Origin of the sequence: Myceligenerans salitolerans (assembly GCF_017349295.1) — a bacterium.
GTDB classification, from domain to species: domain Bacteria; phylum Actinomycetota; class Actinomycetes; order Actinomycetales; family Cellulomonadaceae; genus Myceligenerans; species Myceligenerans salitolerans.
Genome location: NZ_JAFMPK010000020.1, coordinates 94,504 through 111,822 on the forward strand (window position 1 = coordinate 94,504; position 17,319 = coordinate 111,822).

Annotated in this window: 18 protein-coding genes; 7 read left to right on the forward strand and 11 right to left on the reverse strand. The window is 72.1% G+C overall.

The window, feature by feature from the left end; all coding sequences use genetic code 11:
• Window positions 1-114 precede the first annotated feature (114 nt).
• From J0911_RS03430 to J0911_RS03440, 3 genes are read left to right on the forward strand one after another with little or no spacing between them, the layout of a single operon-like run.
• A complete protein-coding gene (locus J0911_RS03430; RefSeq protein WP_207274063.1) occupies window positions 115-1,404 on the forward strand; it encodes a cytochrome P450 family protein in 1,290 nt (429 codons plus the stop codon).
• A complete protein-coding gene (locus J0911_RS03435) occupies window positions 1,401-1,859 on the forward strand; it encodes a type II toxin-antitoxin system PemK/MazF family toxin (RefSeq protein WP_242636242.1) in 459 nt (152 codons plus the stop codon). Before J0911_RS03430 ends, J0911_RS03435 begins: the two co-directional genes overlap by 4 nt.
• Window positions 1,860-1,909: 50 nt before the next feature.
• Window positions 1,910-2,497 (forward strand): type II toxin-antitoxin system PemK/MazF family toxin, encoded by a 588-nt coding sequence (locus J0911_RS03440; protein ID WP_207274065.1) that lies wholly within the window; start codon window positions 1,910-1,912, stop codon window positions 2,495-2,497.
• A 51-nt stretch (window positions 2,498-2,548) separates the two neighbouring features.
• Here J0911_RS03440 and J0911_RS03445 read toward each other — a convergent pair whose 3' ends face one another.
• Window positions 2,549-3,670, reverse strand: a complete 1,122-nt coding sequence (locus tag J0911_RS03445; protein ID WP_207274066.1) for a calcium:cation antiporter — start codon at window positions 3,668-3,670, stop codon at window positions 2,549-2,551.
• 269 nt (window positions 3,671-3,939) lie between these two features.
• Between J0911_RS03445 and rpsT the strand changes: the two genes are divergently transcribed.
• Both rpsT and J0911_RS03455 read left to right on the forward strand, forming a co-directional pair.
• Window positions 3,940-4,200, forward strand: a complete 261-nt coding sequence (gene rpsT, locus J0911_RS03450) for a 30S ribosomal protein S20 (protein WP_207274067.1) — start codon at window positions 3,940-3,942, stop codon at window positions 4,198-4,200.
• A gap of 190 nt (window positions 4,201-4,390) precedes the next feature.
• Entirely contained in the window at window positions 4,391-5,011 is a 621-nt protein-coding gene (locus tag J0911_RS03455) for a G5 domain-containing protein (RefSeq protein WP_242636217.1), read from the forward strand.
• A 115-nt stretch (window positions 5,012-5,126) separates the two neighbouring features.
• On the opposite strand, the gene putP is transcribed toward J0911_RS03455, so the two are convergent.
• The 4 genes from putP to J0911_RS03475 all read right to left on the reverse strand — a co-directional run bounded on the left by putP (window position 5,127) and on the right by J0911_RS03475 (window position 11,341).
• A complete protein-coding gene (putP, locus tag J0911_RS03460; RefSeq protein WP_207274068.1) occupies window positions 5,127-6,626 on the reverse strand; it encodes a sodium/proline symporter PutP in 1,500 nt (499 codons plus the stop codon).
• Window positions 6,627-6,701: 75 nt separating this feature from the next.
• Window positions 6,702-7,721 (reverse strand): DNA polymerase III subunit delta, encoded by a 1,020-nt coding sequence (gene holA, locus J0911_RS03465; protein WP_307864885.1) that lies wholly within the window; start codon window positions 7,719-7,721, stop codon window positions 6,702-6,704.
• Window positions 7,722-7,775: 54 nt separating this feature from the next.
• A complete protein-coding gene (locus J0911_RS03470) occupies window positions 7,776-10,421 on the reverse strand; it encodes a ComEC/Rec2 family competence protein (RefSeq protein WP_207274070.1) in 2,646 nt (881 codons plus the stop codon).
• Window positions 10,418-11,341, reverse strand: coding sequence for a ComEA family DNA-binding protein (locus tag J0911_RS03475; RefSeq protein WP_242636218.1), 924 nt, complete (start codon window positions 11,339-11,341; stop codon window positions 10,418-10,420). Before J0911_RS03475 ends, J0911_RS03470 begins: the two co-directional genes overlap by 4 nt.
• A gap of 295 nt (window positions 11,342-11,636) precedes the next feature.
• Here J0911_RS03475 and J0911_RS03480 point away from each other — a divergent pair, with 295 nt between their 5' ends.
• Window positions 11,637-12,509, forward strand: a complete 873-nt coding sequence (locus J0911_RS03480; protein ID WP_207274071.1) for an alpha/beta hydrolase — start codon at window positions 11,637-11,639, stop codon at window positions 12,507-12,509.
• A 41-nt stretch (window positions 12,510-12,550) separates the two neighbouring features.
• Here J0911_RS03480 and J0911_RS03485 read toward each other — a convergent pair whose 3' ends face one another.
• Window positions 12,551-13,387, reverse strand: a complete 837-nt coding sequence (locus J0911_RS03485) for a DegV family protein (protein WP_307864886.1) — start codon at window positions 13,385-13,387, stop codon at window positions 12,551-12,553.
• Window positions 13,388-13,692: 305 nt separating this feature from the next.
• On the opposite strand from J0911_RS03485, the gene J0911_RS03490 reads away from it, so the two are divergent.
• Window positions 13,693-14,991 carry an ATP-grasp domain-containing protein gene (locus tag J0911_RS03490; protein WP_207274073.1) on the forward strand — a complete coding sequence of 433 codons (1,299 nt, stop codon included), beginning with the start codon at window positions 13,693-13,695 and terminating at the stop codon, window positions 14,989-14,991.
• A gap of 63 nt (window positions 14,992-15,054) precedes the next feature.
• Here J0911_RS03490 and rpmF read toward each other — a convergent pair whose 3' ends face one another.
• From rpmF to ykgO, 5 genes are read right to left on the reverse strand one after another with little or no spacing between them, the layout of a single operon-like run.
• Window positions 15,055-15,216, reverse strand: coding sequence for a 50S ribosomal protein L32 (gene rpmF / locus J0911_RS03495; RefSeq protein ID WP_207274074.1), 162 nt, complete (start codon window positions 15,214-15,216; stop codon window positions 15,055-15,057).
• Window positions 15,216-15,560, reverse strand: a complete 345-nt coding sequence (locus J0911_RS03500; RefSeq protein ID WP_207274075.1) for a type B 50S ribosomal protein L31 — start codon at window positions 15,558-15,560, stop codon at window positions 15,216-15,218. Before J0911_RS03500 ends, rpmF begins: the two co-directional genes overlap by 1 nt.
• Before the next feature lie 3 nt (window positions 15,561-15,563).
• The gene (gene aztD / locus J0911_RS03505; RefSeq protein ID WP_207274076.1) at window positions 15,564-16,958 is read right to left on the reverse strand and encodes a zinc metallochaperone AztD; all 1,395 of its coding nucleotides are present in this window, start codon (window positions 16,956-16,958) and stop codon (window positions 15,564-15,566) included.
• Window positions 16,955-17,125 (reverse strand): 50S ribosomal protein L33, encoded by a 171-nt coding sequence (gene rpmG, locus J0911_RS03510; RefSeq protein ID WP_207274077.1) that lies wholly within the window; start codon window positions 17,123-17,125, stop codon window positions 16,955-16,957. Before rpmG ends, aztD begins: the two co-directional genes overlap by 4 nt.
• A complete protein-coding gene (ykgO, locus tag J0911_RS03515) occupies window positions 17,125-17,247 on the reverse strand; it encodes a type B 50S ribosomal protein L36 (RefSeq protein ID WP_123813716.1) in 123 nt (40 codons plus the stop codon). The genes rpmG and ykgO overlap by 1 nt, the downstream gene beginning before the upstream one ends.
• Window positions 17,248-17,319: the final 72 nt, after the last annotated feature.

The window sequence follows — 17,319 nt, forward strand, 5'->3', positions numbered from 1 at the left end:
AGTGAAGGTGAAATACTCCCAGGTAGGTGCCCATTTTGACCGGTTACCGGCAGGATGGGCACGGCCCGCGCCATGCCGGGCCCGCCCTTCTGTCCCGACTGCCGGAGCACCGACATGCCGCAGCCCGTGAGGCTCACCGAGCTCACCGATCTCATGCCCATCACCCGGACCACCACGGCTCCCGACCCGCACGCGGTCTACCGAGGTCTCCGGGATCAGTGGGGGCCGGTCGCACCGGTCGAGCTGGAGCCCGGGGTCCCGGCCTGGCTCGTGCTCGAGCACGCCGACATCGTCCGGATCGCCCGGGACGACAAGCTGTTCACGCGCCGGAGCGAGAACTGGAACGGCCACTCCCGCGGACTGCTGTCCACCGGCACCAGGCTGCTGCCGATGATCCCGCCCACCGAACGGTTCTCCTCCCACTTCCAGGACGGTGCCGAACGGGCACGGCTGCGCGCGCCGCTGGACGACGTCTTCAACGACCTCGACGAGCCCCTGCTCGGCGCGATGCTCCGGCGCACGTGCAACCAGCTCATCGACGAGTTCGCCGAGGACGGCAAGGCCGACGTCGTCTCCCAGTACTCCGCCGTGCTTCCCCTGCTGGCCGTCGGCCAGCTCTTCGGGTTCGACTTCCGCACCGGCCGCCGCGTCGCTCACCTGGCACGTGAGGTGATGAGTCCGGTGGCGAGCAACACCGACGTGCTCCCCGAGCTCGAGGGCATCCTCACCGACCACATCCGCGCCCGGTATGCCGAGCCGACCGACGACCTCACGAGCAGGCTCATCGAGCACGGCGCCTTCACCGCGCCGGTGGAGGTGGCCCACTCCCTGATCACCGTCCTGGCCGGCGCCAACGGGCCGCTGGAGTCCTGGGTGTCGTCCACGCTGCTCAGCCTGCTGACGGACCGCCGCGCGCCCGGCATGGTCGGGAGCGGCTACTACGGTGTGGACCAGGCCATGGAGGAGACTCTGTGGGGAAACTCGCCGAGCGGCAACCTGCCGCCGCTCATCGCGACCAAGGACTTCCTGATGGGCGACAAGTACATCGAGCGCGGCGACGCGCTGGTCCTCGCCGTGAGTGCGGCCAGCCACGAGATCGCCCGGCAGAGCCACGACGCCTGGGACCGCGCCGAGAACCGCAGCCAGCTCGCCTTCGGCAACGGACCGCACCGCTGCCCGGCTCCACGGCTCGCCCGAATCGTCACCCGGAACGCGGTGGACACCCTGCTGAAGCGGCTCGACGTGCGCCTCGCCATCGACGTCGACCAGATCGAGTGGTTCCCCTCGCCCTGGGAACGTCGTCCGATGCGCCTGCCGGTCACCTTCACGCCACCGATCGAGGTCCGGCCGCACTGGAGCGACGGGACGCTGGCGGTCGCCGCGGGTCATCCGCTGCGCACCTGAGCCGATCCGGTAGCGTCCGCTTCGTGACATTTTCAGCGGAGAATCCCTACCCTGGCGACTTCGAGGGCGAGGTCCGGCCCGTCTACAACCCGGAACTGGACGGCGAGCCCGACCCCGGCGAGGTCGTCTGGACATGGGTGCCCTACGAGGAGGACCACTCCCGCGGGAAGGACCGCCCGGTGCTGCTCGTCGGCCGGGACGGCCCGTACCTCCTGGGCCTGCAGCTCTCCAGCAAGGACCACGACCACGACGCCCTGCAGGAGGCGCGCGAGGGCCGTATCTGGATGGACATCGGTACGGGCGCCTGGGACCGGGACGGCCGCGACTCGGAGGTCCGCATCAACCGGGTCATCCGGATCGACCCCGACGACGTGCGCCGCGAGGGCGACATCCTCGACGAGGAGATCTTCGACGAGGTCGTGAAGTACATGGACCGCGCCCTCGAGCTCACCTGAGCCCCACGTCCACCCGTCCTCACCGCCCGTTCGGCCGGTACCCTTCCGGCGTGAGCGACAACCGATGGGTCCGGCTGCTCGGCGAGATCGCCCGGGCAGTCCTCAAGGCATTGCTGTCCGACGGCGACCGGGACGGGCGGTCCGCGCGGTCGGCGCCGAGCACCGCGTCCTCGGGCACGCCGGCTCCCACGCCCCGACCGCCGGGCGGCGGCGGGCGGGGGACGCAGTCTCCCTCGACCGGCAACGGCGCCTACCCCGGGGACTACCTCGGCACTCTCCGCCCCGTCTACTCCCCGAACCTGGACGGCGAGCCCGACCCGGGCGAGGTCGTGTGGACCTGGGTGCCCTACGAGGAGGACCACAGCCAGGGCAAGGACCGGCCCGTGCTGCTCGTCGGGCGCGACGGGAAGTGGCTCCTCGGCCTCCAGCTCACCAGCAAGGACCATGTGCGGCACGGCGAGCAGGACGGCCGCGGGGGGCGCCGCTGGATGGACATCGGTACCGGTCGCTGGGATCGCCAGGGCCGCCCCAGCGAGGTGCGGCTCAACCGTGTCATCCGCATCGCGCCCGACGCGGTCCGGCGCGAGGGGGACGTCCTCGACAAGGCGATCTTCGACAGGGTGGCCGCCGCGCTCTAGCGAGGAGCCGTGGGCCGGCCGGAGCGAGGAGTCTCCGCTCGGCCGGCCACGTCAGGGCTGTACGGAGACGACGACGAATGCCGCGAGCAGGACGAGATGCACGACGCCCTGCAGTGTCTTCGCCCTGCCCTGCACGATGCTCAGGATCGCCACCACGACCGACACGGCGAACAGCACCACCTGCGTCTGGTTCAGCCCGAGCCAGAGCTCTCCCGGTAGCCAGATCATCGCGACCGCGATCGTCGGGATCGTGAGGCCGATGGAGGCCATCGCCGAGCCGTAGGCCAGATTGAGGCTGGTCTGCACGCGGTTCCGGGCGGCGTTGCGCACGGCAGCGATGGACTCGGGCGCCAGGACCAGGAGCGCGATCACCACACCGACCACCGTGTGGGGCAAGCCGGCCGAGGTGACGCCCTGCTCGATCGTGGGCGACAGCAGCTTCGCCAGCCCCACCACGGCCACGAGCGACGTGACGAGCAGGCCGAGGGAGAACAGCGCCTCCCGGCCCGACGGAGGGGACAGGAGTTCGGCGTCGTCCTTGTCGATCACCCCGATGACGCGGCCGTCGCCGTCGGACGTGACGGGCAGGAAGAAGGCACGGTGCCGCACGGTCTGGGTGAACACGAACGCCCCGTACAGCACCAGGGACGCCACCGCGGCGAAGCCGAGCTGGAACGGCGTGTACTCCCCGCCGGGCGCCGAGGACGTGTAGCTCGGCAGGATGAGCGTCACCGTGGCCAGGGCGACCACGGTGCCCAGAGCCGACCCCGTGCCGGAGGCGTTGAAGCTCACCAGGTGATGCTTTGCCGCACCCACCAGCAGCGACAGGCCCACGATCCCGTTGAACGTGATCATCACCGCCGCGAACACGGTGTCGCGCGCATAGGTGCTCGCGCCATCGCCTCCGCTCGACATCAGCATGACGATCAGGCCGACCTCGATCACCGTCACCGCGACCGCGAGGATCAGTGAGCCGTACGGTTCGCCCACCTTGTGCGCCACGACCTCGGCGTGGTGGACGGCCGCGAGCACCGATCCCGCCAGGACGGCGGCGATCGCGACGAGCACCGCCGGGTGTGCGTGGTGCGTCCAGGTCGCGGCGAGCAGGGTGACCGCGAGGACGGGGACCACCACGGCCCATTGCAGAGGTCCTCGTACACTCGCGCGGGTCATGGCCCGATCCTAGGAGGCGGCGAGGCCGAGAGATGTTGCCGGGGGCACGCGCGGGCGTGAGATCGGCCACGGAGGGCCGTCAGGTCGACGATCTTTCCGGGAACCACAACGGCGCGCCGTCTGGTACCGTTGAGGGCTGCGTGTCCGCCCAGGTCGGCGGGCACCGTCGCAGCCCCTCTCCACGGGTTCCCCACCCCAGTCCCGGGTCTGCGTCCGCTCTCTACGACCTATCCGCTCGCCGTCAGGCGAACACACCAGGAAGTCCACCAGTGGCAAACATCAAGTCCCAGCTCAAGCGCATCAAGACGAACGAGAAGGCGCGCCAGCGCAACCGTGCCGTCAAGTCCGAGCTCAAGACGCACGTGCGCAAGGTGCGCGAGGCCGTCGCCGCAGGCGACAAGGAGGCCGCGTCCACCGCGCTGCAGACGGCGGCCCGCAAGCTCGACAAGGCTGTCTCGAAGGGCGTCATCCACAAGAACCAGGCCGCGAACCGCAAGTCGGCCATCGCGAAGCAGGTCGACGCGCTCTGATCGAGCCTCCACGCTGATCGCTGCGAAAGGCGCCGTTGCCCTTTAGGGCAGCGGCGCCTTTCGGTGTACCCGGAAACCGGCCGACGCGGCCGGGGTGAAATAGTCTTTTACGACCAAGCTATACCAAAGCACGGAAACCGGCTACGGTGGGTCGCCTCAGATCGGAGTCATACCAAAGGAGGTCACTCCGATGCCCCAGATCCATCGAGTCATGGCCGCTGTGGTCTGCGCCGCGGCGATCACGACCGCGCTCGGCATGTCCGGGTGTGCCGCCCCCGGGCCGACGAGCGCCTTGTCCGGGCCCGCGGTGTCGCAGAGCCCGACGGCTTCGGAGAGCCCGGCGGCCACACCGAGTCCGACGGCGGAGCCCGAACCGGTCACGACGACCAAGAAGGTCACCAAGAAGGAAGCGATCCCCTTCCAGAAGGTCACGAAGAACGACCCGAACCTCGACAAGGGAACGAAGAAGGTCACGACGAAGGGCGTCAAGGGCGTCCGCACCACGACGGTCCGCATCACCTACGTCGACGGCGAGGAGACGGACCGCGAGGTCATCAAGAAGGTGGTCACCAGGAAACCGGTCGACCAGGTCACGTCGATCGGCACCCGTACTCCTCCTCCGCCTCCTCCCGAGCCGGAGCCCTCGAACTGTGATCCCAACTACTCGGGCTGCGTGCCGATCGCCTCGGACGTCGACTGTGCGGGCGGCAGCGGCAACGGCCCCGCGTACGTCAGCGGCCCGGTCCGGGTGACCGGATCGGACGTCTACGGGCTGGACAGCGACGGGGACGGAGTGGGCTGCGAACCGTGACGGAGAGACGCGGCTCGCGGGACGGTCGTCATGAGACACCACCGTCCCGCGAGCCGCGCGCCCCTTCCGGGGCGGCCCTACCTGGTCGGGGTGAGGGCCGGAGCCTGTGAGGCCCTCACGCCTGGACGGCGTCCTTCGCCGTCGCGCGGCGCGTCGCCTCGGCGAACTCCTCGCGGATCGACTCCGACGGCGCCGGGGTGAGCAGGCTGACGACGATCGCGACGATCCCGCCCAGGAGGAAGCCCGGGACGATCTCGTAGAGCGTGTCGGCCAGCGGGGACCGGCCCCACACGAAGGCCACCGTGGCACCGACCACCATGCCCGCCAGCGCACCCCAGCGGGTGAGGCGGCGCCAGTACAGGCTCAGGATGACGATGGGACCGAACGCCGCACCGAAGCCTGCCCAGGCGAATCCGACCAGATCCAGGATGGTGTCGGTGCGGTCGAACGCGATGAGCCCGGCGACCACGGCCACCACCAGCACGCCGAGGCGGCCCAGTGCCACCTGGGTGCGAGCGGTCATCTGCTTGCCCGTGATCTTGACGAGGTCCTCCACCAGCGCGGAGGAGGAGACGATCAGCTGCGAGGAGATCGTCGACATGATCGCCGCGAGAACGGCGGCCAGCACGAGACCCGCGACCAGGGGGTGGAACAGGACCTGCGAGAGGTAGAGGAACACCGTCTCCGGGTTGTCCAGCGTCGCGCCACGGACGTTCACGTAGGCAACGCCGATCAGACCGGTGACGATCGCACCGACGGTGCTCACGATCATCCAGCTGATACCGATGCGCCGGCCCGCGACGGCGTCCCGCGGAGAGCGGATCGCCATGAAGCGCACGATGATGTGCGGTTGGCCGAAGTACCCCAGGCCCCACGCGGCGGCGGAGATCACTCCGGTGGCGGACGCGCCCGCCAGGAAGGACAGGTGGTTGACCGCCTCGCTCGTCTCCGCGGCGAGGATGCCCTCCCGGACCGGTCCCCAGCCGCCCAGATCGACGAAGGCCACGACCGGGACGGCCACGAGGGCGAGCAGCATCAGGCAGCCCTGCGCGACATCGGTCCACGTGGCGCCGAGGAACCCGCCGAACAACGTGTAGGCGAGCGTCACCCCGCCGACGACCCAGATCCCGGTCGTGTAGTCGAACCCGAACGATCCCTCGAAGAAGGTGCCGCCGGCCACCATGCCCGAGGAGACGTAGAAGGTGAAGAACACCAGGATGATGGCGCCGGAGGCGACGCGCAGCAGGCGCGACGTGTCGTGGAGGCGGTTCTCGAAGTAGCTCGGGATCGTGATCGAGTTGCGCGCGGTCTCCGTGTACGCGCGCAGACGGGGCGCGACGAACTTCCAGTTGAGCCACGCACCGATCGTCAGGCCGATCGCGATCCAGGACTCGACGAGCCCGCTCACGTAGATCGCGCCCGGCAGCCCCATCAGCAGCCAGCCCGACATGTCCGACGCCCCGGCGCTGAGCGCGGCGACGCCCGGGCTCAGCCGGCGGCCACCGAGCATGTAGTCGTCGAGATCATCGGTGCGGCGGAACGCCGCGTAGCCGATACCCAGCATCGCGGCGAGGTACCCGACGATCGCGATCGTCTTCCAGACTTCGGGGGTCATGGAGTTACTCCAGCTTCGTTGCGAAAAGTACTCCGCACGATCCTTCACCACCCGCCGGCAGGTGTCTTGTCCGGGCTACCCGCGACGGGCCTGCGTTATGGCCAAAACGGCCTTCTCGACCGCGTAGACCGGATCACGGGCCTCACCCTTGACGTCCGCGTCCGCCTGGGCGACCGCGCTGATCGCCGCGGCCAGCCCCTCCGGCGTCCAGCGACGCAGGTCCTTGGTGGCGCGATCCACCTGCCAGGGCGCCATGCCCAGATCGCGGGCCGTGATCCCGCCGCCACGCATCGCGGCGACCTTCGCCAGGTTCCGCAGCCGGACGGCGAGGGCGGCCACGATCGGCACCGGGTCGAGCCCGGTGGAGAGCGCATGCCGAAGAAGGGAGACGGCGGCACCCGGGTCTCCGGCGACCGCCGCGTCGGCCACGCGGAAGCCGGTCGCCTCGACCCGGCCTCCGTAGTACCGGTCGACGGTGGCCTCGGTGATCGTCCCGGTTGTGTCCGCGATGAGCTGGGAACAGGCAGAGGCGAGTTCACGCAGGTCGTTCCCGAGCCCGTCGACGAGCGCCCGCACGGCGTCCGCGTCCGCCCGACGGCGGGCCGCCTTGAACTCGTTCATGACGAACGACGCCTTCTCGCCGTCCCGCGTGATCGGATCGCAGACGAGCACCGGCGCGCCCGACCTGATCACCGCGTCGAGCATCTTCTTCCCGCGCTGCCCACCGCCGTGCACCACGACGACCGTCGTCTCCTCGTCCGGCCGGGCGACGTACGCGACGACGTCCTGGACGAGGTCCTCCGTGCCCGACTCCGCACCCCGTACGACGACGATCTTCGCCTCACCGAACAGGGACGGGCTCGCGGCGACGGTGAGCTGCCCCGCCGTGTAGGTCGCGCCCTCGAGTTCGACCTTCTCGACCTCGGGGTCGCGCTCCCGCGCGAGGCGGACGACGCCGTCGACCGCACGCTCGGTGAGCAGCGGCTCCGCACCGCGCACCAGGACGACCGGGGCGAGCGCGGGCTCGTCCCACGAGCGACCGGGAGTCTTGGCCGATGGGCGGGAACCGGTCCTGCGACGAGTAGCTGGAGGCACGAGGGAAACTGTAGTTCGGCTCTCCGACATCCCGACGGGATCGTCTCCGGATCCTCAGCATCCGCCGACCGCCAGGGAACCGTCCCGGACGGTCAACACGAACGTGCCGCACTCATCGGTGCGCAGCACGGCCGCGCCCACCCCCGCGTACAGGTCGAGCGCCGCGTCGGTCGGGTGGCCGTACCCGTTGTCCTCGCCCGCGGAGATCAGCGCCACGGCTGGGCTCAACTGCTCCGCGAGCGCCGGCGACTGGGTCCGGGACCCGTGATGGGCCACCTTGACCACGTCGACGTCCGCGACCCCGCGGCGTCGCGTCTCGGCGAACAGCGCAGTCTGGCCCGCGTCCTCCAGATCACCCAGGAGCACGATCTCGAGCTGCGACACGCGCAGGAGCAGGATCACGCTCGCGTCGTTCGCACCGACACCCGACGTGTGCGCCCCACCGGTCCCACGCCCCGGAGGCGTGCCGGGCGCGGTGCCGGACAGTCCGGCGAGCAGCACCTCCCAGGTTGCGGCCCCCACGGTTCCGCGGCTCCCGGCGACGGCACTCCTCACCGGGACACCGGCCGACGCCAGTTCGTCGAGAGTCCGGGCCGCGTTCGCTTCCGGCTCCGGCAAGGGCGACACCAGCGCCGAGTCGACCTGCCGTCCGGCGAGCACCGCGGTCAGGCCGCCCACGTGGTCGGCGTGGAAGTGGCTGAGCACGAGCAGGTCCACCCTGGTGACGCCCAGCTCGTCGAGGCAGCGGCCGGCCGCGTCACCGTCGGGTCCCACGTCCACGACGACGGCGGATGCCTGGCCGGTCCGGACGACGAAGCCGTCCCCCTGTCCGACGTCGCAGGCGGCGACCACCCAGTCGTGCGGCACGGACGAGCGGGTGGCGACGCGCGGAACCACCACGGCGCCGAGCACGACACAGACGACCACGAGGCCGGTGAGCAGCGGCATGTGTCTCCCGCTGCCGGGCGGACGTCTTCCTCGTGCCCCGGGACCGCTCCCGGCCACAGCCCGGTAGGCCTGCCGGGCCCGGGAGCGGGCGCCTCGTCGCCACGCGTCCGGCCACCCGCGCGGGCGGCAGGCAAGGAGCAGCGCACATCCTGCCGCCGTCGCCACGGCCAGGAGGACGGCGCCTCCCGGTCCACCGGGCCAGGGCACCGCACGGCCCGGCACGGCCGAGGCGTGAAGCGCCACCTGGGCGATCCACCAGGTGGCGCCGCTCGCGACCCAGGCCACCAGCTGGGCGGCCCACGGCCACCACGGGGCGAGCACCGTGGCGCCGAGGCCGAGGACCGTCGCGGGGACCAGGGCCGGCGCGGCGAGGAGGTTGGCCGGCACCGACACGAGTGACACCTCCGGCTCGAGCAGGACGAGCACGGGCCCGCAGGCCGCCTGCGCGGCGAGCGGGACGGCTACCGCGAAGGCGACGGGTCTTCCCGTCCAGGGCGCGATTCGCGACACGAGCGGGGGCACGAGCAGCACCAGCCCGGCCGTGGCCGCCGCCGACAGCGCGAAGCCGAAGGAGCGTGCGAGCCATGGATCGGCGACCAGCAGCCCGATCACCGTTCCGGCGAGTGCGGGCACGGACTGGGCGGGCCGCCCGAGCACCGTCCCGACCAAGGCGAACCCTGCCATGACCGCGGCCCGCAGGACGCTCGGCTCGGGCCGGACCAGCGCGACGAAGGCGGTGCCGGCGACGGCGAGGAGCACGACGCGGGCCCAGCGCGGCGCGCCGAGAGTGCCGGCGATACCCGTGAGCAGGGCGATCACGATCGCGAAGTGCCCGCCCGAGACGGCCGTGATGTGGGTCAAACCGCAGTTCTCCATCGCCTCGGCGAGCGGTCCGGGCAGGCGGGTGGTGTCGCCGATGGCCGCTCCGGGCACGAGGCCCCTGGCCTGTGGCGCGAGATCCTCGGTCACCGCCATCAGGGCGTCTCGGTGCCGTTCGAGCAGCCGCAACGCTGCCGGGGGCGACCGCTGCACGGTCAGGACGTCGGCGGCGAGGCGAGCGGACTCGGCCCGGCCCGGTTCGGCGGACCGCAGCGGGCCACGCGCGACGACCGTCGCGCCGAACCGCGGGCCGGCCACGGCCACGCCGTGCGTGCCGCCGGTTCCCACGGTGCCGTCCGCCTCGGTGCTCGGCGGCGTCCACGTGACCATCACCCGGGCGCGCGTCGCCTCGGTCACCCGCCGCGCCGTGACCTGGCGGACGTCCAGCATGAAGCGGACGGGCCCGGCCGCCTCCCGCTGCCCCGCGTTCCCGTCACCGCCGGCGGTGCCGTTCCCCGCACCCGATGCCGTCCCGGCCGGCGCCGGTCCGCCCCACGGGACGGGCTCTGGTTGCGAGATCACCGTTCCCACCAGCTCACCGGTGAACCCGCCGCTCGCCAGCCCCTCGATCGTGGCGGCCCGTGAGGTGGTCACCGTTGCCGTCGCGACGACCCCGAGCGAGCACGCGGCAGCGAGCGCCAGGTGCACGACACCGCTGCCCCCTGCTCTGGCGATCCCCGCGCCGCCGGTCGCACGCCCGCCCCGCCGCGTCCCGCGCAACGCGGCGAGTGCGATCATGCCGCCGCCCGTGAGCGCCGCGAGCCATCCGCACGCGACTGCGAGCGCCGGAGCGGCGGTGTCCCCTGTCGCGGTCCAGGCGCCGATCCAGGCCAGCATCGCGGCGGGCACCAGGCGCAGGTCGATGCTCTTCATACGCGTGCCACCGGACGGATCTGTTCCAGTACGGCCGGCCCGATCCCGGACACGTCGTCGAGCTCGTCGACCGCGGCGAAAGGGCCGTTGGCCGTGCGCCACTCGATGATCCGTTGCGCGAGCGCCGGTCCGATGCCGGGCAGGGTCTCGAGCGTGGTGGCGTCGGCGGTGTTGAGGTCGACCGCCTCGCCGTTTCCGCCGCCCGGGGAGCCGGCGGTTTCCTCCGGGCTCGTACCGTCGGACGCGGCGAGGGCCTCTCCGGGCCGCGGGACGTGGATCTGTTCGCCGTCGTTGACGGGCCGGGCCAGGTTCACGCCCGACAGGTCGGCTTCGCTCGTCGGGCCGCCCGCGGCCTCGACGGCGTCCGCGACGCGTGCGCCGCCGGGTAGTTCCACGAGCCCTGGCTCCCGCACCGCGCCGACGACGTGTGCGACCACGCCCGTGCCCGTTCCGCTCTCGTTGTCGGAGCTCGTTCCGGTGCCGGTCCCGGCAACGCCGGACCGGTCCACGCCACCGCCTGGTCCGGCCGGTGCCTGCTCGCCGGCCCCTGTGACGATGCCCGCGCCGGTGCCGGGGTCCGTGCCGGACCCGTCGGTGGTGGTCCCGTCCGCCGTGCCGTCATTCGCCCCGGCGGCGGAGCCGACCGGCCGTACGCCTCCGGTACCGAAGGTGTCCCAGCCCAGTGCGACGACACCGGCCGCGCATGCGAGCAGCAGGACCGCGACGACCGCGACGACGCCTGGGCGTCGATCGAGGAACCAGCGTCGTGCCGTGCCGTCGTCGTCGGTCCCGACGGGGTGCCCGTGTGCCGCCGCGTAGGCGGTGGCGACCCTGCCCGCGGACCGCCGTTGCCGCAGTCGGTCCACGAGGTCGTCGGTGGTCTCGTGCGCCACCGGCATCACGTCCGTGTCTGCTCTCATGCCCCGAAGCTAGGCGGGCGGGAAACACGTTCCCGGGGTACCCGGCACCCCCTGTGCACAGGTCGGGCGAGGCACAGCCCGCTGTCGGTGTCCTCTGCGCAGGGGCGCACGGGCACGGGATGCCCTCGAGCGGTGTTCACGATCGGGTCTCTCCGGGTCGAGCGCCGAGTGAGCGCCGGCGGCGGCCTCTCACCGAAATGGCTCCCGGCAGCACCGATGAGTTCCGTGCCGCACCGGCGTCAACCTCACGAAGCGGCGAACACGCCGTCGCCCCGCCCCAGAAGGAGACCTCGCGATGTCCGAGAAGAAGTCACTGACCCTCGACGCCCCCGGCGCCGTCCTCACCTACGACGTGCGGGAGCCGGTGACGCCGTCCGGCGCCCCTCCGCTGGTCATGATCGGCCTTCCGATGGGTGCGCACGGCTTCGACAGCCTCGCCGAGCACTTCTCCGACCGGGTGGTCGTCACGTACGACCCACGAGGCGTGGAACGCAGCACCCGTGAACCGGGTAGCGGCACACAGGCCGCGGACCATGCCGGTGACGTCCTCCGGGTCATCGAGGCCACCGCCGGCGGCACTCCGGTCGATCTCCTGGGATCGAGCGGAGGGGCGGTCGTCGCGCTCGAGCTGGCCGCCGGTCACCCGGACCTGCTGCGCACCGTCGTGGCCCACGAACCGCCGCTTGCCGACCTTCTACCGGACCGGGACGTCGTGGTGGCCGCCATGCGGGACGTTCACGACACCTACCTGGCCAAGGGGTCGGGTCACGCGACGGCGAAGTTCATCGCCCTCGTCATGGAGTCCGGTGAGCTGACCCCCGAGTACCTCGACCGGCCGGCTCCCGACCCGGCCGCGTTCGGGATCCCGGCCGAGGACGACGGGGCCCGGGACGACGTGATGTTCTCGTCCAGCATGGTGTGGATGCCGCGGCACCAGCCGGACTGGACGGCCCTGGCCCGTCCGGGGACGCGGGTCGTGATCGGTGTGGGGGCCGACACGGGCGACGAGATCACGGGTCGTGCCTCCCGCGGCGCGGCGCGGCAGCTCGGCCAGGAAGCCACCGTCTTCCCGGGCGGTCACAACGGTTTCATGGGAGGTGAGTACGGCCAGCCGGCGGGTGACCCGGCCGGCTTCGCGGCCACGCTCCGCACCGTCCTCGGCGAGTGACACGGCGCGCCGGCGCCCGCCGGGCACCTCGCCGCGGTCGGTCAGTGCGCGTGGTCACCGAGGTCCGCGACGACGACGGCCAGCGTTCCGGGACCGACGTGCACCCCGATGACCGCGCTGATGTCCGAGACCTCCACCTCGGCCCGCGTGCGCGTGCGCACCCGTCCGGCCAGCGTGCCGGCGCGTTCCGGGGCTCCGAAGTGCTGCACGCCCACCACGGGTCTGGTGGCGGCCGCGATGGACTCGCCGGCCACATCGAGCAGGCGCTCCATCCCGGCCGCGCGGGTACGTACCCGCTGGGCGAGCTCGATGCGGCCGTCGCGCATCGTGAGGATCGGCCGGACGCCGAGGACCGTTCCCAGCGCCGCGGCGGGGCCGGACAGGCGTCCGCCGCGGCGCAGATGCTCCAGCGTGTCGACCATGAACACCGAGGTCGAGGAGTCCGCCACGGCACGTGCTCGCGCCGCGACGTGTGCGGCGTCGCAGCCGGCCGCCGCGCACTCCGCGGCTGCCCGGGCGGCGAACCCGAGGCCGGGCCCGACGGTCCGGGAGTCGACGACCTGGACCGCGAGCGGCGAGCGCGCCGCCGCGGCGCCGGCCGCGCCGACCGTACCGGACAGTTCGCCCGACAGGTGCAGGGAGACGATCGCGTGTGCGCCCTCGTCCGCGAGGTCCCGGTACTGGGACGCGAAACGCTCCGGGGACGGCTGGGAGGTGGTGACGCGGGTGCCGGCGTCGAGCCAGCGCACGACGTCGGCAGCGGTGACGTCCACGGACTCGTCGTAGGAGTCCTGCTCGGTCACCACCCGCAGAGGAACGACGCGCGGGCCGGACCCCGGCGCGTCCAGGGGCAGTCCCGACGTGGAATCCGTGACCACCCGGACCGCCTGCTCCGCGCGCGGCCCCCGGTCTCCCGCGCGCGGCGGACGGTTCCTCGCTCGCGGCGGACGGTTCCTCGCTCGCGGCTCGGGGTGTCGACGGAAGAGTGGCATGGCCGAGCGATTCTATCGGCAGATCATCCTGCCGGGCGCGCGCCGGGACGGTGCGGGCTTCCCGCCGCGTCCGACGGCCGCCCTCGTGGCGGCCGGCCGTCCACAGACCGCACCCATCATGAGAATGAATCTCAGAGTCGCGATACGATCCTGCGCGAATCGTTCCGACGAGCCAGGAAGGTCCTCCTCCCGTGCCCACCCTGCTGATGATCGAGAGCTGGCTGCAGTCCACCGGGCTGAGCCTCCCTCCGCTGCTACGTTCGCTCGGGCACGAATATGTGCTGGTCACGCGAGATCCACGGGTCTACGCACTGCCGGACGGCGGCACGCATCCCGTGCTCGAACTCGCCGCGGAGGTCGTGGTCGCGGAGACCAACGACGACGACGCCACCGTCGAGGCCGCCCACCGGGTCGCCGCCCGCCACGACATCGGCGGGGTGCTGAGCACGTGCGACTACTACCTGCCGACGGTGGCGGTCGTGGCCGAGGCTCTCGGGCTGCCGGGCTCGCCGGCGGACGCGCTGCGCACCGCGACGAACAAGCACCGGGTCCGGGCGGCCATGGCGCGTGCCGGCATTCCCGACGTGCCCCACACCGTCGCGGCGACCTGGGACGAGGCGCGCGCCGCCGCGACCGCCCTCGGCTACCCGGTGGTGGTGAAGCCGGTGGACCTGAACTCCGGCACCGCGGTGCGGCGCGTCTCCGGCGAGACCGCCCTGGCCGACGCGTTCGCCGAGATCACCGCGCCCGAACGGAACACACGGGACCAGCCGCTGGCCCGTCTCGCACTGGTCGAGCAGGTGCTGGAGGGTCCGGAGTACAGCGTCGAGGCGGTCACCCGCGACGGCGTCACCACGGTACTGGGCGTGACCGCCAAATCGGTGACCGAGGTGAGCCGCCCGGTCACGGGCGGCACGCACGCCGTCGGCTACGTCGAGAGCGGTCACGACTTCCCCGCACCGCTGGACGCCGCCGAACGGGCCACGATCACGGGACACGTGACCCGGGTGCTCGACGCGGTCGGTTACTCCCACGGCATCAGCCACACCGAGGTGCGGCTCACCGCGCACGGACCTCGCCTGGTCGAGCTCAACCCGCGTCAGGGCGGCGGATACATCTTCGACCTGGTGCGGCTCGTGACAGGGTACGACCCGCTGCGAGTGCTGACCGAGCTGGCCCTGGGGCGCGAGCCGGCCGCGGCCCCGCCGGCGGCGGGCAGCGCCGCCGTCCGGTTCCTCCTGGCACCGGAAGACGGCTTCCTGGCCGGAGTGGCCGGTGCCGAGGCGCTGACCGGGGACGCCCGTGTGCTCGCTCTCGATCTGCCCCATCCGGGTGCGGTACTGCGCGCGGCGGACAACAACGACCGGATCGGCCACGTCCTGGTCGCCGATCGTGACGGCGACCGGGCGGCCCGCTGGGCCGACGAGATCGTGGCCGGCCTGCTCGTGGACGTACGGCACCACGCCCCCGTGCCCGCACACACCCTCTGAGCACACGGACGCGGCCCGGTCCGGGACCCCCACCCCGGACCGGACCGCGCGTTCAACGACCGGTCACAGCACCCCGCGGCGAGCCGCCCGGGCGAGACGCCGCGGCACGCGCACCACGCTCCCGTCCGGCGTCGCGACCGGGACGAGTGCCGGCAGGCTCGTCGTCCACTGCGCACGGCGGGACCTCGTCCGGGACCGCGACATCTTTCGCTTCGGAACCGCCATCAGGCACGCTCCCTTCCGCTCGGGGCGCCGCCGGCCGCCGCCTGAGCACCGCCGGCCGCCCCACCTGCGCCACCGCGCGCCCCGTACCGCTGCCGGAACTTCTCCACGCGCCCGGCGGTGTCGACCACGCGCGAACCGCCCGTCCAGAACGGGTGGCTCGCGCTCGAGATGTCGACGTCGACCAGCGGATAGGTGTTGCCGTCCTCCCACTCGATCGTGGCATCGGGACGGCCGGGTCCGGCCTGCGTGCGGCCTACCAGGGTGGATCGCGTCAGGAACGCGAAGCCCGCGCTGCGGTCCCGGAACACCACCGGCCCGTACTCGGGATGGATTCCCCGCTTCATCCGTCAGCCCTCCTCGTGGTCCTCGTGACCCTCGCCCTCGTGAGCGTGCTCGCCGTCCTCATGGCCCTCGTCCTCATGGACGTGCTCGTCGCCCTCGTGGTCGTGCCCCTCGTGGGCGTCGTGATCGGGCATCTCGCCCAGCACTCCCGCGATCTCGTTCGGTGCGACGCCCAGCTCCGCGGACTTCCACACCTCGCCGGTCTGGACGTCCACGGCGTGAATGGCCCCGTCGGCCGGGTCGGTCACGTACACGGACCCGTCCAGCGCCAGGATCGACGGGCGCGGCTCCTGCCACTCCAACGGCTCCTCCCAGGCATCGATCACCTCGATCGAGTCGACCACCTCGCCCTTCTCCGGGTCGATCACGTGCACCTGACCATCGGTGCCGAGCACGAGAGCCTCGCCGTCGTCACCGCGCGCCAGCGACCGGAACGTGTACGACGACGGCAGGTCGACCAGCGTGAGCTCGCCCGACCGGGTGTCGATCAGGGAGACGCGCTCGGGACGCTCGAGCTCGGCGTCCGGGTCCACCTTGTAGTCGCCCAGCACCACCGGCGACTCCTCGGAGCCCGCCTGGTTCCCGATCCGCCCGTAGGAGTCGGGCGCGTCCACCTTGGTGATCTCGCCGTCGCGCACCAGGATCGCGCCGTCCTCGCAGCCGATCAGGACCGCCTCGTCGGCCGCCATGGCCTCACCGTGCACGCCGGGGCAGTCGTCGCTCGCGGCGAGCTCCTCGCCGTCGGCGTCCAGGACCCGGATACCGGTGCGCTCCTCCTCGGTCCCCTCGGAGACCACGAGCGTGTCGTCGGTCAGCTCGACCGCCACACCGTGATGCGGCGCCGGAAGGGTCTCGGACCGCGCCGGCTCGCCGTCGGCCACGTGTTCCGCGTCGAGGATCGAGACCTCCCCGGTCCCGTCGTCGAACAGCGCCGTCCGCCCCTCGTGGACGACGACGTGCCCGGGCTCGGTCGCCGGGTACACCGTGTCGGTCAGCACCGGGTCCGCCGTCCAGTAGTGCGCGTGGTCGCCGTGCGCCTGGGCCCACGTGCCCAGGTCCAGCACCTGGAACCCGCCGGTGGTGGAGACCATCAGATGCCGTTCGTCGCCGGCCGGGTTGAGCCGGTTGAAGCCGTCGAGCGGGATGTCGCCGACCTCCTCCAGACTGAGCGCGTCGAGTACCTTGATGCCGCCGTCGTACGTGACGGCGATGCGCGCGGTACGCGACTGCGCCTCGGTCGCCGCGTTGCTCTCGGAGGCGGACGGCGTCGCCTCGGCCTCCTCCGGGACGGCCGACGAGCCGGTCGAGGCGCAGGCACCGAGAAGCGCGAGCGGCAGCGCGGCGGCCACGGCCACGGCGGCCCGCCGGGTGCGACGGCGGGTGAAGGACGGGGTGTTCATCGGGACTCCTTGAATTCGACGTGGCGGCGAACGACCGGGTCGTACTTGCGCAGCACGAGCCGGTCCGGGTCGTTGCGCCGGTTCTTCCGGGTGACATAGGTGAAGCCGGTCCCCGCGGTGGAGACCATGCGGATGATCGGGCGCAGGTCGGCGCGCTTCGTGGCCATCAGCCCTGCCTCGCCTTCCACCGGGGATTGAGCTTGTTGATCACGAAGGTCCGGCCACGGCGGCGGACCACCTTCGCGCCGGGCTTGTCCTTCAGGGAGCGCAGGGAGGCGCGCACCTTCATCTCGGTTCTCCTTCTTCTCGCGGCACTTCTGGCGGTGTCTGGCGGTGTCTCGCCGTATCGCGCGGTATCCGG